This window comes from Hamadaea sp. NPDC050747, from assembly GCF_040654195.1.
Classification (GTDB): Bacteria; Actinomycetota; Actinomycetes; order Mycobacteriales; family Micromonosporaceae; genus Hamadaea.
Genome location: NZ_JBFAHM010000010.1, coordinates 185321 through 201141, shown reverse-complemented (window position 1 = coordinate 201141; position 15821 = coordinate 185321). Strand labels below are relative to the sequence as shown.

Here is a 15821-nt window from a genome sequence, read left to right as displayed (position 1 = left end):
GTGACATGAAGATCACCGGCATGCGGGTGCACGACATCCGCTTCCCGACCTCCCGGACGCTCGACGGCTCCGACGCGATGAATCCCGATCCGGACTACTCGGCGGCCTACGTCGAACTGATCACCGACGGCGGGCTGACGGGATACGGGCTGACCTTCACCATCGGCCGGGGCAACGACGTCTGCGTCGCGGCGATCGAGGCGATGCGCTCCTATGTGGTCGGTCAAGCCCTCGACCCGCTGGATCTCGGGGAGTTCGCCCGGCGGCTGACCCACGACTCCCAGCTGCGCTGGCTCGGCCCCGAGAAGGGGGTCATGCACCTGGCGGCGGCGGCGATCATCAACGCCGTCTGGGATCTGACCGCCCGCCGCGCCGGGTTGCCCCTGTGGCGGCTGCTTTCGGCGTACTCGCCGGAGCACCTGGTAGACCTGGTCGACTGGCGGTATCTGACCGACGCCTTGAGCCCCGCGGCGGCCGTGGATCTGCTCACGGACCGGGCGGCGGGCCGCGAGCAGCGCTTGGCCGAGATCGCCGATACCGGATACCCGGCCTATACCACCTCGGCGGGCTGGCTCGGCTACGACGACGCCAAGGTCACCCGGCTCGCGAAGGAGGCGGTGGCCGACGGCTTCGACATGATCAAGCTGAAGGTCGGCGCGGACCTCGAGGACGATCTGCGCCGGTTCCGGGCCGCGCGGGCCGCAATCGGACCAGGGGTACGCATCGCGGTGGACGCCAACCAGCGCTGGGACGTGCCCGTGGCGATCGACTGGATGAAGCGCCTGGCTCCGCTCGACCCCTACTGGATCGAGGAGCCCACCAGCCCGGACGAGGTGCTCGGGCACGCCGCCATCCGCGCCGGACTGCGCGGAGCGGGTCCCGGCGGAGGGCCGATCCGCGTCGCGACCGGTGAGCACGTGCACAACCGGGTCATGTTCAAGCAGCTGCTGCAGGCCGACGCGATCGACGTCGTGCAGATCGACGCCTGCCGGGTCGGCGGAGTCACCGAGAACCTGGCGATCCTGCTGCTCGCGGCGGCCTTCGGCAAGCCGGTCTGCCCGCACGCGGGCGGCGTCGGCCTCTGCGAACTGGTCCAGCACTTCTCGTTCTTCGACTACGTGGCGGTCTCCGGCGCCCTGGACGGGCGTCACCTCGAATACGTCGACCACCTCCACGAGCACTTCGTGGACCCGGTGGTCATCCGGGACGGGCGCTACCGCGCGCCCCAGCGGCCGGGCTTCTCCGCTCAGATGCGCGAGGACACCCTGACCCGGTACGCCTTCCCCAACGGTCCGGAGTGGAGGATCCAATGAACGACTTCGCGGGACGGGTGGCCGTCGTCACGGGCGGCGCGTCCGGCATCGGGGCCGCCTGCGCGGCGCTCTTCCGGGAACGCGGCGCGACCGTGGCCGTCGTCGACCTGCCGGACGGCGACGTCAGCCGGCCGCTGGAGGGCGTACTCGAGCGGATCGCGGCTGAGCACGGCGGCGTCGACATCCTCGTCAACAGCGCCGGGATCAGCGCGGTCGGGCCGGTGGAGGCCAACTCCGACGAGGAGTGGCATCGCGTACTGGACGTCAACGTCGTCGGGATCGTCCGGGCCAGCCGGGCGGCGCTGCCCTACCTGAAGGCGTCGCGGCACGGCGGGGTGATCGTCAACGTGTCGTCGATCGCCGCTACGGCCGGGCTGGTCAACCGGGCGCTGTACAGCGCGTCCAAAGGCGCCGTCCATGCGTTGACGCTCGCCATGGCGGCGGACCTCGTGTCGTTCGGCGTACGCGTCTGCTGCGTCGCGCCGGGAACGGTGGACACGCCGTGGGTCGCCCGGCTGCTCGCCAACGCCGCCGACCCGGCCGCCGAACGGGCCCGGCTCGAAGCCCGGCAGCCCACCGGGCGCCTCGTCACCGCGGACGAGGTCGCCGCGGCGATCGCGTACCTGGCCGGGCCGGGGGCGGGGGCGACGACCGGAGCCTCGCTCGCGGTCGACGGCGGGATGGGCGGGCTTCGCCTCGTCCGCTGACAACGGGCCCGATGTCCGATTCCTGACCAGGCCCCTGACCCGCGTTTTCGTTCGAGCACCGTCGGGTATCGGGCGGCCATGCCACCTGACCACGCCGCGGAGCTGGTCGCCGAACGGTCCTTCCGGCTGGACGGCCTCGCCGCGGTGCGCGAGGCCACGGCGGCCGCCGCCCGCACGGCCGGCGCCGGTGAGGAACGGGCGAACGCGATGGTCATCATCGCCAATGAGCTGGCGACCAACGCCGTCATGTACGGCGGCGGCGTCGGCCGGCTGCGCGTGTGGCGTACGCCGGGCCAGCTGTTCTGCGAGGTCTCGGACGCGGGCGTGGGGATGCCCGATCCGTTCGGGGTGGGCTGGGAGCTGGTCGGCCCGGACGCGCCGCACGGCCGGGGCCTGTGGCTCGTCCGGCGGCTCGCGGACGGGGTGGAGATCCATTCGGGCGACGCCGGGACCACCGTGCTCGCCTGGCTCAATCTGAACGGGCTGAGCCCGTCGCGTGATCATCACGCCGGCCATGCTGCTTCGCGCGGTGAAATGTCCGCCGAAACAGCATGGCTGACGCGATGATCAGATGAGCACGTCCTTGTAGTAGACGCTCGCCAGCTTCGCCGTGTCGGTGGGTGACGTGGTCGAGGCGAATCCGAAGGCCAGCCGGATCCCGGCCGGGTCGCCCAGGTCGGGGACCTGGATCGCCATTCCTTCGGGCTCCCGGAAGGCCAGATCGGTGCCGTCGGTGACGAGCTGCCGGGCCACGACCGCCCCGGACGCCCACTCCACGCAGGTGAGGTAGGTGTTCCCGATCGGCGCGGTCGAGCCGGAGCTGCCGTAGGACGAGCCCTCCAGGAGGTAGAGGTAGGCGCCGCTGCTGGCGTACCCCTGGAACGAGTAGGTCAGGGCCGGCTGGTCCACCTCGAAGATCGGGGCGAACTGATTGCGCCGGACGTCGTCGAGGTCGTAGAGGGCGTACCGGAAGGTCCCGGCGATCCGGTGACGCATCACCAGCCGGTTCAGCACCGGATCGACCCCACACGTCGTCCGGTCCGCGCCCGGGATCGGCGTGATTCGGCGTACGCCGGGGGAGTCGGGGGTGACGATCGCCCCGTCGTCGAACCGGAACCGGGCGAGGCGGCTGCCCCAGCCGTGCAGCCCGTCGTCGGCGATCGCGTCGGTCTCGGTCCAGAGGAAGGCGGACGAGCCGACCGGTTCGGCGCCGATCTGCACGCCGTGGCCGAAGCCCATGAGGAACATGTGGCCCAGCTCGTTCCCGTCGAGGTCGAGCTGGGTCAGGCAGAGGTCGCCGGCCAGATCCCGCTTGGCTCCGCTGACGGGTGCGGCCTCTCCGGCGAGCTGCTGCCCGCCGGCCATGAGCTGCACGGTGTACACGTGCCGGTTGACGTTGTCGAAGGCGAGCGACTGCAGGACCGTCTTGTTGTGCAGCGGCTTGGTGCGGAACAGCGGCTGACCGGGCGCGGCCAGGTCGAAGCGTGGTGGGGCGGCCACGTCGGCGGCACCGGCGGACGTGGCGGTCACCGGCAGGGCGGCGGCGAGCGCGCCGAGCCCGGCGGCTTGGAACAGCGTACGGCGGTTGAGGGGCATGAGTACCTCCAATGGGGACGGTGGTGCTACTGGAACCGCTTCATCACCCCGTCGGCGAGGGCGTCGGCGGCCGCCGCGAGATGGATTCCCGCGGTGTCCAGCCGGTGGAGGAGCAGGGTCGCCTTGAGGACGTCGGCAGTGAGCGGCTGATCGAGAAGCCGGGACAGCGCATGCTGGTACTCCGTGCGCAGGCCCTGCTTCTTCGCCCGGAGCGCGAGTTCGGCCGCCGTCACCGGATCGCGGGGCAGCAGCAGCACCGCGTCGGTGAGTCCGGCCAGACCGCGCGCGAGCGCGTCGAGCACCGGCGGGCAGGCCGGCAGGGTGGTGAGACCGAAGAGGTCGGCCTCCCGGATGAAGTCGCGGACGGCGTCGAGCACGTCGTCCACGCTGCGAGACAGGCGGAACAGGTCTTCCCGGTCCACAGGGGACGTGACGCTGCGGCGCAGTCGCTGGACCAGTCGCGCCCGGCCGTCGTCCCCGGCGTGCTCGATCTCGGCCACACGCTGCCGGGCGTCCGGGGCGGCCAGCTCCCCCCGGGCCAGGGCGGCGGCGAGACACGTGCCGTCGGCGGCGATGGCGATCTGCTCGGCGACGAGCCGGGCCAGCAGTTCGTCACCGCGTCCGGACAAGTCGCGAAGCAGATCACTGAGGCGGGCGGGCATCAGTGGACCGCCGTCCGGACGAGGAGACAACCCGCGACGCCCACCGCGAACGCCGTCGGCAGGGTCAGCAGCCAGGCCCGGCCGAGCCGCAGCACACCACCCCACCGGACGCGTCGCGAGCCGCCGGTGAGCCCGGTGCCGACCATCGCGCCCGACAGCGACTGCGTCATGCTCACCGGAGCGCCGAGCGCGGCCGTGCCGAGGACGACGCCCGCCCCGGACAGCTCGGTCACCACCGCGGCGTCGGGGCGGCCGGTGCCCAGCCGCCCGGCCAGGGCGGCGGCCAGCCGAGGCAGCCCGAGCAGCCCGCCGATGAGAAAGCAACCGCCGATCGTGACGAGCGCGAGCGGGGAGGCGGCGTACCGGGCGGCGGTGCCGCCTTGGACGGCCGCGTAGACGGCGATCATCTTCTGCCCGTCGTTGGCCCCGTACGCGAGACAGCTCATCCCGAGCGCTCCGGCGTGCAGCCAGCGCAGCCGCCGCCCGGCCCCCTCGTACGCCGGTACGGCGGTGAGCAGCCGGTGCACCCCGAGCGCGGCGAGCGCCCCGACGCACGGTGCGATCGCGGCCGTGAGCAGGACCGAGCCGAGGATCGGCCAGTCGACGGCCAGCCCGGCGCCGAGCCCGGCTCCGGCGATGCCGCCGATGAGGGCCAGCGTGAGACTGGTCGGCAGGCCGCGAGCGGCCAGGGCCGCGGTGACCAGGACCGCCGCCGTCACGGCAGCGGTCAGGGCCGTCGCCGTACGCTCATCGCCGCCCGCGCCGACGAGACGCTCACCGAGAGTGGCGGCGACCGCGGTGCCGAGGACGGCCGGAGCCAACGTCGCGGCCAGTGCGAGCATCACGACGGCCGGCATCGGCGGCAGACCTCGAGCGCTGAGGCGCAGACCCAGCCCCACCAGCGCACCGGCGTCGTTGAAGCCGGTGAAGAGGGCGAAGGCGGCGGCCAGCGCGAAGCCGAACCAGTTCATGAGGATGTTATTTAACACTCGATCTCACGCAGTATCAACGGTGCTTTACCGCGCAGCGATGTTAAGTTAACATTCCCCCGTGATGATCAACCCCGCAGGCGAGCTGTGGGCAGGCGTCGACGTCGGGACCCAGAGCCTGCGGGTGTACCTCGTGGACGGCACGGGCTCGATCGCCGGGCGCGGCTCGGGCCGGCTGACGAGCCACCGCACCCTCGCCGAGGACGGCACCGCCCGGCACGAGCAGGACCCGGCCGAATGGTGGCGGGTGCTCGGAGAGGCGTTCCGGCAGGCGTTGTCCGGTGTGGACGCCGATCGGGTGCGGGGCGTCGGCTTCTGCAGCACCTCGGGCACCTTCGTGCTGGCCGGCCCGGACGGGCTCGCCCGGACCCCGGCCCTGATGTACGACGACGCTCGGGCGTACGCCGAATCCGCCGAGGTCGCCGCGGCCGGGGCCGAGTTGTGGTCGTCGCTCGGCTATCCCATCCAGCCGAGCTGGGCGTTGCCGAAACTGGTGCACCTGATCCGGTCGGGCCACGAGGGCCGGCTGCAACACTGCGCCGACCACCTGGCCGGGCGGCTGGCGGGTGAGCCGGTCGCCACCGACTGGAGCCACGCCCTGAAGACCGGATACGACGTCGAGGCGGGGACCTGGCCGGCGCCGGTGCTCGACCGGCTCGGCGTACCGGCCGGCATGCTGCCGGACGTCGTACGTCCGGGACATCGGATCGGGAGCGTCGGCCTGGTGGGCGCCGAGCACACCGGGCTCGCCGTCGGCACTCCGTTGCACGCCGGGCTGACCGACGGCTGTGCGGCCCAGGTGGCGGCGGGCGCGTTGACGCCGGGCGCCTGGAACTCGGTGCTCGGCACCACCCTCGTGCTCAAGGGTGTCACCACTGAACGGCTACGCGACCCGGGTGGCGCGGTCTACTCGCATCGGCATCCCGACGGCGGCTGGTTGCCCGGTGGCGCGTCCAATGTGGGCGCCGGAGCCCTGGAGGCGCGCTTCCCCGGGGGAGACCGGGCCGCGCTCGACGCCGCCGCGGCCGCCTTCGAGCCCGCCTCCGGCCTGACCTACCCGCTGCTCACCCGAGGCGAGCGCTTCCCGTTCGTCGACCCAGCGGCGGAGGCCTTCGACACCGGCGTCTTCGCCGGTCCCGCCGACCGGTACGCGGCACTGCTGCAGGGCGTCGCCTTCGTCGAGCGCCTCTGCTTCGCGTACCTCCAAGGTCTGGGCGCGGACGTCTCGGGACCGATCAGCCTGACCGGCGGGGCGACCCGCAGCGCCTACTGGACGCAGCTGCGCGCGGACATCTTGGGCCGCGACGTGATCCTGCCCGCCCACCCGGAACCGGCGTTCGGCGCGGCGGCGGCCGCGGCGGCGGGCGACGGATCGCTGACGGCGGCCGCGGAGAAGATGGCCGGGTCGGGCCGGGTCGTGCCACACCGGCCGGAGGTGCATGAACGGTTCGCCGAGCCGTATGCAAGGTTCGTCGGCGAACTGCGAGACCGCGGATATCTGGGAGACGACCGATGACGACCTTGGTGCTGGCCCGGCACGGGCGGACCGCCTGGCACTCGCCCAACCGGTACGCCGGCCGCAGCGACATCCCGCTCGACGACCACGGCCTGCGGCAGGCCGAAGCGTTGGCGAGCTGGGCGAAGACGCAGGACTTCACCGGTCTGGCCTGCTCGACGCTGCAGCGCGCGCAGGCCACCATCGCGCCGACGGCGGCGCTGCTGAACCGGACGCCGGTGGTGGACAAGCGGCTCCGGGAGCTGGACTTCGGCATCGCCGAGGGCAAGACGCTGGACGAAGTGCGGGAGGTGGACGCGGCAGCGGTCGAACGGTTCGTCGCCGACCCGGTGGCCGGTCACTTCCCCGGCGGGGAGGACCCCCGCGAGGCCGTCACCCGTACGCTGACCGCCCTGACCGACCTGGCCGAGGGCCAGGAGAAGCTGCTCGTGGTCGCGCACAACACGCTGCTCCGCCTGGTCACCTGCGCGGTGCTCGGCGTACCGCTGAGCGAGTACCGACGCCGCCTGCCCGAGCTGGACCCGGCGGCGACCGTGACGTTCCGGCTCACCGGCGACCAGTACGCCCTGCTGGCGTATAACGTGCCGCTGGCCGCAGGATGGTCCGCATGACCGCCTCCGAGACCGCCGACCGCGGGCGCCCGGCCCAGCGCCAGGCCGAGATCGCCGAGTACGTGATGCAGCACGGATCGGTGTCCGCCGCCGACCTGGCCGAGATGTTCCACGTCAGCCTGATGACGGTGCACCGCGACCTCGACGAGCTGGAGAAGCAGGGGGTCGTCCGGAAGTTCCGGGGCGGCGTCAGCGCGCAGCCGTCCAGCGTCTTCGAGAGCAACGTCTCCTACCGGCTGCGCGCCGCCCGCACCGAGAAGCTGGCGCTGGCGCAACGGGCCCGGGAACTCGTCGAACCCGGGATGGCGGTGATGCTCGACGACTCGACGAGCACGCTGGAGCTGGCCCGGCTGCTGGTGGACGCCGGCCCGCTGACCGTCATCACGAACTTCCTCGAGACCATCAAGCTGCTGTCGGGCGTACGCGGCATCCGGCTGCTCTCGCTGGGCGGCGAGTACTACGCGACGCACGACTCGTTCCTCGGGGTGCCCTGCATGGAGGCGATCGAGGCGCTGCGCGTCGATCTGCTGTTCGCCTCCACCTCCGCGGTGTCGGGGTCGTACGCCTATCACCAGGAGCAGGAGATCGTGCTGGTCAAACGCGCGATGATCCGCTGCGCTCAGCGTTCGGTCCTCCTCGTCGACCACACCAAGCTGGGTCGCGTCGCCTTGCACCGGGTCGCCCCGCTGCGCGACTTCGACCTGGTGCTGACCGACGCCGGTGCGCCCGCCGAGACGTTACGGGAGATGCGGGAGAACGGTGTCGCGTACGAGATCGTCTGAGCCGGTCGTCGTCGGGGTCGACGCGGGCACCACGCTCACCAAGGCGGTGGCCTTCTCGGTCACCGGCGAGCCGCTGGCGCGCGCCGCCCGGCCCACGCGGGTCGACCGCGTCGGTCCGGGCTGGTACGAGCAGGACGCCGACCTCGTGGTGGCCTCGGTCGAGGAGGTCCTCGCCGAGCTGCGGGAGTCGATCGGCCCGGTGCAGGCGATCGGGGTCACCGCCCAGGGTGACGGGCTCTGGCTGGTGGATGCCGACGGCCGTCCGGTCCGGCCCGCGATCTCCTGGATGGACGGCCGGGCCGCCGGCATCGTCCGCGACTGGGACGCGTCCGGGCTGCTCACCGCGGGTTTCCGGCGTACCGGGACGCTCATGTTCCCGGGCGCGCAGACGCCGCTGCTGGCCTGGGTCGCCCAGCACGAGCCCGAGTCGCTGAAGCGGGCGGCCACCGCGGCGTACTGCAAGGACGTCCTCCTGCACCGGCTGACCGGCGTACGCGCGACCGACCCGACGGATCAGCGGGACCTGCTGAGCCTGTGCGGACTCGGAGAGCACGAGCGCTTGCTGCCACCTGCGCGGACCGCCCCTTCGGGACGGCTGCCGGACGGGACGCCGGTCGTCGCCGCCCTCTACGACCTGCCCGCCTCCGCCTTGGGCGCCGGGGTGACCGCCGTCGGCGACGGCCTCCTCATCCTCGGTACGACGTTGGCCTGCCAGGTTCTCGTGGACACCGTCGACACCGCCGCCGAACCGGCCGGGCTCAGTCTGCGTACCTGGGCGGAGGGCCGGTGGTTGCGGGCGTTGCCCGCGATGGTCGGCACCGCCGCGCTGGACTGGGCGCTGCGGCTGGTCTCGGCGACCGTGGCCGATCTGCCGGAGCTGCTCGCCACCGGCGACTCGGCCGGGCTGACCGTCCTGCCGTACTTCTCCGAGGCGGGCGAACGCGCTCCGTTCGTCGACCCGCGCGCTCGGGGCCGCCTCGACGGCCTGCATCTCGGGACCACTCCCGCCGACGTCGTGCGGGCGGTGTGCGAGGCGATCGCGTACAGCGCGCGGCATTGCCTGACCGCCGCCGGGCTCTCCGGCGAGCTGGTGGCCTGTGGTGGGGGATTGGCCACCCCGGCCTGGGCGCAGATCTTCGCCGACGTCCTCGGCCGCCCGATCCGGGTGCTCGCCGGGCAGGAGGTCGGTGCGCGGGGAGCCGCGATGGCGGCGGCGGCCGCGCTGCCGGGGGAGGTCGTTTTCGCGCCCGCCCCAGGAATCGTTTACGAGCCGCGGACCTCCTATGAGGACCGCTACGCCCGATATCTCGACCACGTCTCGCGCGCCCGTGCGAGCTGGTGATCGACAAGGAAGTGATGATGCGACCCCTCAAGATCCTCGCCACCGGCGATCATTTCGTCACCCCGTCCCTCCTCACCGCCGCGCTCCAGGCCACGCTCGGGACGGCCGACGTCCCCGTCGTCGTTCAGGAGCAGACGCTGCCCTGGCCGCTCGTCCCGTTCGGGCCGGTGGCCGAGGTGGATGAGGCGTCCGGCACCGAGGACGAGCTGATCGCCGCCCTGCCCGGGGTTCGGGTGCTGGTCACCCAGATGGCGCCGGTCACCGAACGGGTCCTCGCCGCCGCGCCTGACCTGGAGCTGGTCGTGGTCTGCCGCGGCGGTCCGGTCAACGTCAACCTGCCGGCCGCGGAACGCCACGGGGTAACCGTCCGCACGACGCCTGGCCGTAACGCGATCGCCGCGGCGGAACACGCCGTGGCGCTGTTGCTGGCCGCGCTGCGGCAGATCCCCCAGATCCACCAAGGGGTACGCGACGGGCAGTGGCGCAGCGACCTGTACGCCCTCGACGCGGTGGGCAGTGAGCTGGCCGGAAGTACGGCCGGGTTGATCGGATACGGGGCGATCGGCGCGCGGGTGGCCCGGATTCTGCGGGCCTTCGACGCCACGGTGCTGGTGTACGACCCCTTCGTCACCACCGCGCCGGAGGGTGTGGAGCTTGTCGGGCTCGACGAGTTACTGGAGCGCAGCACGGCGGTGAGCCTGCACGCCCGGCTGACCCCGGAGAACCACCACATGATCGGTTCGGCGCAGATCGCCCGGATGCCCCGGGGCTCGGTGCTCGTCAACACCGCCCGGGGCGGGCTGCTCGACTACGAGGCGGTCGTCGACGCCCTGGACTCCGGGCACCTCGGCGCGGCGGCCTTCGACGTCTACGACAGTGAGCCCATTCCGGCCGGCTCGCGGCTGCTGAAGGCTCCGGGTACGGTGCTGACACCGCACCTGGCCGGGGCGACGCGGCAGACCGCCGAACGCGCGGCGACGCTGGCCGCCGCTGAGGTCGCCGCTCACTACGGCCGGTCATGACGGCGGCGTTGCTGGCCGCCGCGCAGGACGCCGTCGATCTGGCCGCCGGGATGCTGCGTACGCGTTTGCCCGGGGTGCTGACCGCCAAGGGCGACCGGGACATGGCGTCCGAGGTGGACTACGCGGTCGAACGCGCGGTGCGGTCCTTCCTGGCGGAGCGTACGCCGGACGTCGGGTTCCTCGGCGAGGAGGAAGGCTCGGCCGGTGCCACCGACGGACTGACCTGGGTGCTCGATCCGGTCGACGGAACGGTGAACCTCGTGCACGGCATACCGCTCGTGGCCGTCTCGTTGGGGCTGGTCTCGGCCGGAGTGCCCGTCCTCGGGGTGGTCGACACCCCGTTCCTGCACCGGCGCTATCACGCCGTGGAGGGCGAAGGGGCGTACGCCGACGGCCGGCCCATCCGGGCGAGCGGAGTCGACCGGCTGGCCGACGCCGTGGTGGCCGTCGGGGACTACGCGGTGGGGGAGGGTGCGGCGGCCGCGAACGCCGACCGGCTCGCCGTCACCGGTCGCCTCGTGCCCCGGGTCCAGCGCGTACGCATGCTGGGCAGCGCCGCGATCGACCTGGTCTGGGTGGCCGAGGGGCGGCTCGACGCCCTGGTGATGCTCGCGAACAAGCCGTGGGACACCGCGGCCGGCGTCGTCATCGCGCGTGAGGCGGGTGCTCTGGTCGTGGACCGGACGGGCGCCCCGCACACCATGGCCTCCGGCGAGACCATCGCCGGCGCGCCGGACCTGCTGAGCGAGCTTCTCTCGCTCGTTGGTGTGCGTTAACCGCCTTCTTAACATCGCTTCTAACAGCTTTATCGGCCGGTCAGCGCTTTGCGGCGCATTCCCTCTTGCTCGTTGTGTGTCTGTCGTGTTAACTGCTTCCGTGATCAAAACGCTCTAGAGCGTTAAGTCGTGTGCTGTTAGGAGAGACCGTGTTCCTGACCATCGCGCACCGGGGTGACCCGTTGGTGCACCGTGAGAACACCATGCCGTCGTTCCGCTCCGCGGTCGACAAGGGCGCCAACACCCTCGAGTTCGACCTGCGCCTGACCCGGGACGGCCGGATCGCCCTGCTGCACGACGCGTCGCTGCAGCGGCTCTGGGGGGTGGACGCCCAGTTCGCCGACCTTACCCTGGCCGAGCTGCGCGCGATCGACGGCCAGGGGTACGAGGTGCCGGAGTTCGCCGAGCTGATCGACGAGTTCGACGACGTCACCTTCCTGGTCGACCTCAAGACCGACGACGTGGTCGCCCCCGCCGTCGAGGCGCTCCGCAAGAAGCCGGGCGCGTTCGAGCGGGCCATCTTCGTGGCGGCCCGGCGGGGTGGCCGCGAGGCGCTGATCAAGCTGCGCCAGGACACGCCGGATGCGATCATCGGGCTGGACTGGACCGAGGAGAACCCGGCCCCGGCCGAGCTGCTCGACGCGATGAAGCCGCAGTACTTCGGCCCGCGCTGGGCCGTCGCCGACGCCGCCGAGGTGCCCCGCATGCGTTCGGAGGGCTACCGGGTGTGGGTCGGCCCGCTCGCCGATCCCGCGCAGGTCGCCGCCGCGGTCGCGTACGGGGTCGACGGGCTCGTCGCCGACGACATCGCCGAGCTGCTCTCCCTGATGCCATGAGCACTCTGGAGGCCGCACGCCCAGCGACCGAGCAGCCGGCGACCCCGGTACGCCGGAAGCCGAAGCGTGCCCGGGAGTACCTGACGTTCGCCGCCCTGGTCGCGCCGAACTTCATCCTGCTCGCGGTCTTCTCCTACTGGCCGGTCATCTACAACGCGTACCTGAGCCTCACCTCGTGGAACCTGATCGCGCCCACGCCGACGTTCGTCGGGTTGGAGAACTATCAGGAGCTGCTCACCGGGCACGAGTTCCGGGAGGTGCTGCTCACGACGGTGATCTTCGTGGTCGGCATCGTCGGCGGCAGCCTCGTGCTGGGACTCGGCGTGGCGCTGCTGCTGAACCAGAAGCTCAAGGGCCGCGGCGTCGTCCGCACGATGGTCTTCGCGCCGCACGTGCTGTCGGGCGCCGCGGTCGGTCTGGCCTGGGTCTTCATCTTCGACCCGAACTACGGGCTGTCCCGGGTGGCGTTCTCCGCGATCGGGCAGAGCTCGCCGTCCTGGCTGACCGACTCGGGCTGGGCGCTGCCGGCCGTGATGATCGTGTACCTCTGGAAGAACGTCGGCTTCTCGGCCATCGTCTACCTGGCCGGCCTGCAAGGTATGCCGAAAGACCTCTACGAGTCGGCGTCGCTGGACGGCGCGAGCGCGTGGACGGTGTTCCGCCGGATCACCCTGCCGCTGCTCTCGCCGGTCACCTTCTTCCTGATGATCACCACGATCATCTCGTCGTTCCAGGCGTTCGACGTCATCGCCGTGATGACCGACGGCGGCCCGGGCGGCTCGACGACCATCCTCTCCTGGTACGTCTACGAGAAGGGCTTCAGCGACTTCGAGGCGGGACCGGCCGGGGCCGGCGCCATCGTCATGTTCGTGATCCTGCTGGTGATCACGCTGCTGCAGACCCGGTACGTCGAGCGGAAGGTCCACTACCGATGACCGTCGCCCGCAAGTTCAGCCTGTACCTGTCGCTGACGGTCGTCGGCGTCATCATGGTCGGCCCCCTGTACTGGCTGTTCGCCTCCTCGCTCAAGCCGTCGGCCGACATCTACTCGTTCCCCCCGGCCTGGTGGCCGACCAGCTTCGAGTGGCACAACTACGTCGACGCGTGGCGGTCGGCCCCGTTCGGCGACTTCTACCTGAACTCCATCATCACCACGGTGGCGGGCACCGCGCTGGAGGTGACCAACGCCGTGCTCACGGCGTACGCGTTCGTCTTCCTGCGCTTCCCGTTCAAGCGGGTGCTGTTCGGCATCCTGCTCGCCGCGCTCATGGTGCCCGGCCACGTGGTGCTCCTGCCCAACTACCTCACGGTGTCCGAGCTGGGCTGGATCAACACCTATCAGGGCATCGTCATCCCCGGCGCGGCCTCGGCGTTCGGTGCGTTCCTGCTGCGCCAGCACATGCTGACGCTGCCCGACGAGATCATCGACGCCGCGCGCGTCGACGGCGCCGGGCACCTGCGCCGGCTGTTCAGCGTCGTGCTGCCGCTGTCCAAACCGATGGTGATCACGGTGACCATCGTGTCGATGGTCGGAAAGTGGAACGACTTCGTCTGGCCGCTCATCGTGACCAACACCAACAGCATGCGGACCCTCCCGGTCGGCCTGCTTCTGCTCAAGAACGCCGAGGGCTACGTGAACTGGGGCGCCGTCATGGCCGCCACCGTCTTCGTGGTGCTGCCCGTCCTCGTCGTCTTCTTCATCGCTCAGCGCCAGATCGTCGCCGGGTTGACCCAGGGCGCCGTCAAGGGCTGACCTCCCCCTAAGAAAGGATCGGCAATGACTTCATCGCTCAGCCGTCGCCGGCTCCTCGGCCTCGCCGGTGGCGCCCTGCTCGCCGCCCCGCTCGCCGCCTGCGGCGGTGGCTCCGGCGGCGGCGCCGGTGGCTTCTCCCAGCCCGAGGGCAAGGTCCCCGCGCAATACGGCAAGCGTCAGCGCGTGGTCATCTGGTTCCCCTACACGGGCGCCACCGGCGACGCCTTCACCAAACTGGTCGGCAAGTTCAACGACTCCCAGCAGAACATCTACCTGGAGGCGCAGTTCCAGGGCACCTACGACGAGGTCGCCCAGAAACTCGCCGCCGGGATGCAGGCCCGGCAGGTGCCGGACATGTGCATCTTCTCCGAGGTGACCTGGCGGAAGTTCTACCTCAACGACGCCCTCGAACCACTCACGGGCTACTTCGGCAACGGCCTCGCGACCACGGACTACGTCGACACCCTGATCGCCGAGGGCACGGTCAAGAACGAGACCTGGTGGGTGCCGTTCGGCCGCAGCACGCCGCTCTTCTACTACAACAAGACGATGTTCGCCCAGGCCGGGCTGCCCGACCGGGGGCCCAAGACGTGGGCCGAACTGCGCGAGTGGGCGCCCGAGCTGCAGAAGGTGAAGGTCAACGGCCAGGCGCCCAAGCTGCACGCGTACCCGCAGGTGGACGGCGACTGGATGTTCCAGGGCGCGGTCTGGCAGTGGGACGGCAACTACTCGAAGAACCTGGACGTCACCATCGACCAGGGCGGGGCGGTCGAGGCGGGCGAGTTCCAGCGCGCGCTCATCCACACCGACAAGCAGGCGTACATGGCCAAGAGCCCGAAGGTCGACTTCGCCAACGGCCTGATCGCCACCCTCCAGGAGTCCACCGGTACGCTCGGCAGCCTGCTCAAGGACGCCAAGTTCGAGGTCGGCGCGGCCTTCGTCCCGGAGCAGAAGAAGTTCGGCTGCCCGACCGGCGGCGGTGGCCTGTCGCTGCTCGCCGGGGTGCCGAAGGACCGCAAGCAGGCCGCGTTCGAGTTCATCAAGTTCGCGGCGCAGGCCGACAACGCCGCCCAGTGGTCGGTCGACACCGGATACCTGCCGGCGACGAAGGCCGCCCTGGACGCCCCGGCGATGAAGCAGCGCTTCACCGAGCGCCCCGCCTTCAAGGTGGCCGTCGACCAGCTGCCGAAGACGCAGGCGCAGGACATCGTGCGGCTGATGGTGCCGAACGCGAACAAGACGATCTACGGCGGCCTGCAGAAGATCTACGCCGACAACAAACCGGCCCAGGAGGTCTTCAAGGAGGTGGCGACGGAGCTGCGCAAGAGCACCGACAGCGTGCGCGACGCCATCTCCAAGCACATCTGATCTCGCCCGCCACCCGCACTGGGTGCCGGCCGCCGGCTGCATTCGACGCTGGATCAGGGATCCCGGCCGAATCTTGAACCATGATTCGACCTGGATCCCTGATCCAGCGCCAACAGCTGCGAGCGCCGAGCTGTCGGCGCGGTCAGCCCGCGAGGAAGCTGAAGCGCACCTGGCGAGTCGGGTTGTCCCCGTTCGGATCGACGAGGCAGATCGACTGCCAGGTGCCCAGCGCGATACGGCTGCCGAGCACCGGCAGGGTCGCGTACGGGGCGATGAAGGCGGGCAGCACGTGATCGCGGCCGTGTCCGGGTGAGCCGTGCCGGTGCCGCCAGCGGTCGTCGGTGGGCAGCAGGTCGTCGAGGGCGGTCAGCAGGTCGTCGTCGCTGCCCGCGCCGGTCTCGATGATCGCGATGCCGGCCGTGGCGTGCGGTGCGAAGACGTGCAGCAACCCGTCGCCGCGGCCGGCTACGAAGTCGGCGGCCTGGCCGGTGAGGTCCACGACCGAGGGTCGGCCGCCGGTGCGTACGGTGATCACAGTGCTCTCCACG

At 71.3% G+C, this 15821-nt stretch carries 17 protein-coding genes; 13 read left to right on the top strand and 4 right to left on the bottom strand.

Features of this window, described 5'->3' with window-relative positions; translation table 11 throughout:
* Window positions 1–5: 5 nt before the first annotated feature.
* From AB0H43_RS24655 to AB0H43_RS24645, 3 genes are all read left to right on the top strand, one after another.
* Window positions 6–1313, top strand: coding sequence for an enolase C-terminal domain-like protein (locus AB0H43_RS24655; RefSeq protein WP_360003148.1), 1308 nt, complete (start codon window positions 6–8; stop codon window positions 1311–1313).
* The gene (locus AB0H43_RS24650; RefSeq protein WP_360002749.1) at window positions 1310–2020 is read left to right on the top strand and encodes an SDR family NAD(P)-dependent oxidoreductase; all 711 of its coding nucleotides are present in this window, start codon (window positions 1310–1312) and stop codon (window positions 2018–2020) included. The genes AB0H43_RS24655 and AB0H43_RS24650 overlap by 4 nt, the downstream gene beginning before the upstream one ends.
* A gap of 78 nt (window positions 2021–2098) precedes the next feature.
* Window positions 2099–2587, top strand: coding sequence for an ATP-binding protein (locus AB0H43_RS24645; protein WP_360002748.1), 489 nt, complete (start codon window positions 2099–2101; stop codon window positions 2585–2587).
* Here AB0H43_RS24645 and AB0H43_RS24640 read toward each other — a convergent pair whose 3' ends face one another.
* Genes AB0H43_RS24640 through AB0H43_RS24630 form a run of 3 tightly spaced genes read right to left on the bottom strand, consistent with a single transcriptional unit; the run spans window position 2588 to window position 5249 of the window.
* Entirely contained in the window at window positions 2588–3616 is a 1029-nt protein-coding gene (locus AB0H43_RS24640; protein ID WP_360002746.1) for a hypothetical protein, read from the bottom strand.
* Between the two features lie 26 nt (window positions 3617–3642).
* The gene (locus AB0H43_RS24635) at window positions 3643–4278 is read right to left on the bottom strand and encodes a DUF47 family protein (protein WP_360002745.1); all 636 of its coding nucleotides are present in this window, start codon (window positions 4276–4278) and stop codon (window positions 3643–3645) included.
* Window positions 4278–5249 carry an inorganic phosphate transporter gene (locus AB0H43_RS24630; protein WP_360002743.1) on the bottom strand — a complete coding sequence of 324 codons (972 nt, stop codon included), beginning with the start codon at window positions 5247–5249 and terminating at the stop codon, window positions 4278–4280. The genes AB0H43_RS24635 and AB0H43_RS24630 overlap by 1 nt, the downstream gene beginning before the upstream one ends.
* Window positions 5250–5331: 82 nt before the next feature.
* Here AB0H43_RS24630 and AB0H43_RS24625 point away from each other — a divergent pair, with 82 nt between their 5' ends.
* The 10 genes from AB0H43_RS24625 (at window position 5332) to AB0H43_RS24580 (ending at window position 15273) form a co-directional block, all read left to right on the top strand.
* The gene (locus tag AB0H43_RS24625) at window positions 5332–6783 is read left to right on the top strand and encodes an FGGY family carbohydrate kinase (protein ID WP_360003147.1); all 1452 of its coding nucleotides are present in this window, start codon (window positions 5332–5334) and stop codon (window positions 6781–6783) included.
* A complete protein-coding gene (locus AB0H43_RS24620) occupies window positions 6780–7394 on the top strand; it encodes a histidine phosphatase family protein (protein ID WP_360002741.1) in 615 nt (204 codons plus the stop codon). Before AB0H43_RS24625 ends, AB0H43_RS24620 begins: the two co-directional genes overlap by 4 nt.
* The gene (locus tag AB0H43_RS24615) at window positions 7391–8176 is read left to right on the top strand and encodes a DeoR/GlpR family DNA-binding transcription regulator (protein ID WP_360002739.1); all 786 of its coding nucleotides are present in this window, start codon (window positions 7391–7393) and stop codon (window positions 8174–8176) included. The genes AB0H43_RS24620 and AB0H43_RS24615 overlap by 4 nt, the downstream gene beginning before the upstream one ends.
* Window positions 8154–9518: an FGGY-family carbohydrate kinase gene (locus AB0H43_RS24610; protein WP_360002737.1), complete on the top strand. Its 1365-nt coding sequence runs from the start codon at window positions 8154–8156 to the stop codon at window positions 9516–9518. Before AB0H43_RS24615 ends, AB0H43_RS24610 begins: the two co-directional genes overlap by 23 nt.
* Before the next feature lie 17 nt (window positions 9519–9535).
* On the top strand, window positions 9536–10540 hold the full coding sequence (locus AB0H43_RS24605) for a 2-hydroxyacid dehydrogenase (protein ID WP_360002735.1): 1005 nt from the start codon (window positions 9536–9538) through the stop codon (window positions 10538–10540).
* Window positions 10537–11316, top strand: coding sequence for an inositol monophosphatase family protein (locus AB0H43_RS24600; protein WP_360002733.1), 780 nt, complete (start codon window positions 10537–10539; stop codon window positions 11314–11316). The genes AB0H43_RS24605 and AB0H43_RS24600 overlap by 4 nt, the downstream gene beginning before the upstream one ends.
* 149 nt (window positions 11317–11465) lie before the next feature.
* Window positions 11466–12152, top strand: coding sequence for a glycerophosphodiester phosphodiesterase family protein (locus tag AB0H43_RS24595; RefSeq protein WP_360002731.1), 687 nt, complete (start codon window positions 11466–11468; stop codon window positions 12150–12152).
* On the top strand, window positions 12149–13087 hold the full coding sequence (locus tag AB0H43_RS24590) for a sugar ABC transporter permease (protein WP_360002730.1): 939 nt from the start codon (window positions 12149–12151) through the stop codon (window positions 13085–13087). Before AB0H43_RS24595 ends, AB0H43_RS24590 begins: the two co-directional genes overlap by 4 nt.
* Window positions 13084–13905: a carbohydrate ABC transporter permease gene (locus AB0H43_RS24585; protein ID WP_360002729.1), complete on the top strand. Its 822-nt coding sequence runs from the start codon at window positions 13084–13086 to the stop codon at window positions 13903–13905. The genes AB0H43_RS24590 and AB0H43_RS24585 overlap by 4 nt, the downstream gene beginning before the upstream one ends.
* 24 nt (window positions 13906–13929) lie before the next feature.
* Entirely contained in the window at window positions 13930–15273 is a 1344-nt protein-coding gene (locus tag AB0H43_RS24580) for an ABC transporter substrate-binding protein (RefSeq protein ID WP_360002727.1), read from the top strand.
* A 142-nt stretch (window positions 15274–15415) separates the two neighbouring features.
* Here the strand turns inward: AB0H43_RS24580 and AB0H43_RS24575 are convergent, their stop codons facing one another.
* Window positions 15416–15820 carry a YjbQ family protein gene (locus AB0H43_RS24575; RefSeq protein ID WP_360002725.1) on the bottom strand — a complete coding sequence of 135 codons (405 nt, stop codon included), beginning with the start codon at window positions 15818–15820 and terminating at the stop codon, window positions 15416–15418.
* Between the last annotated feature and the right edge of the window lies 1 nt (window position 15821).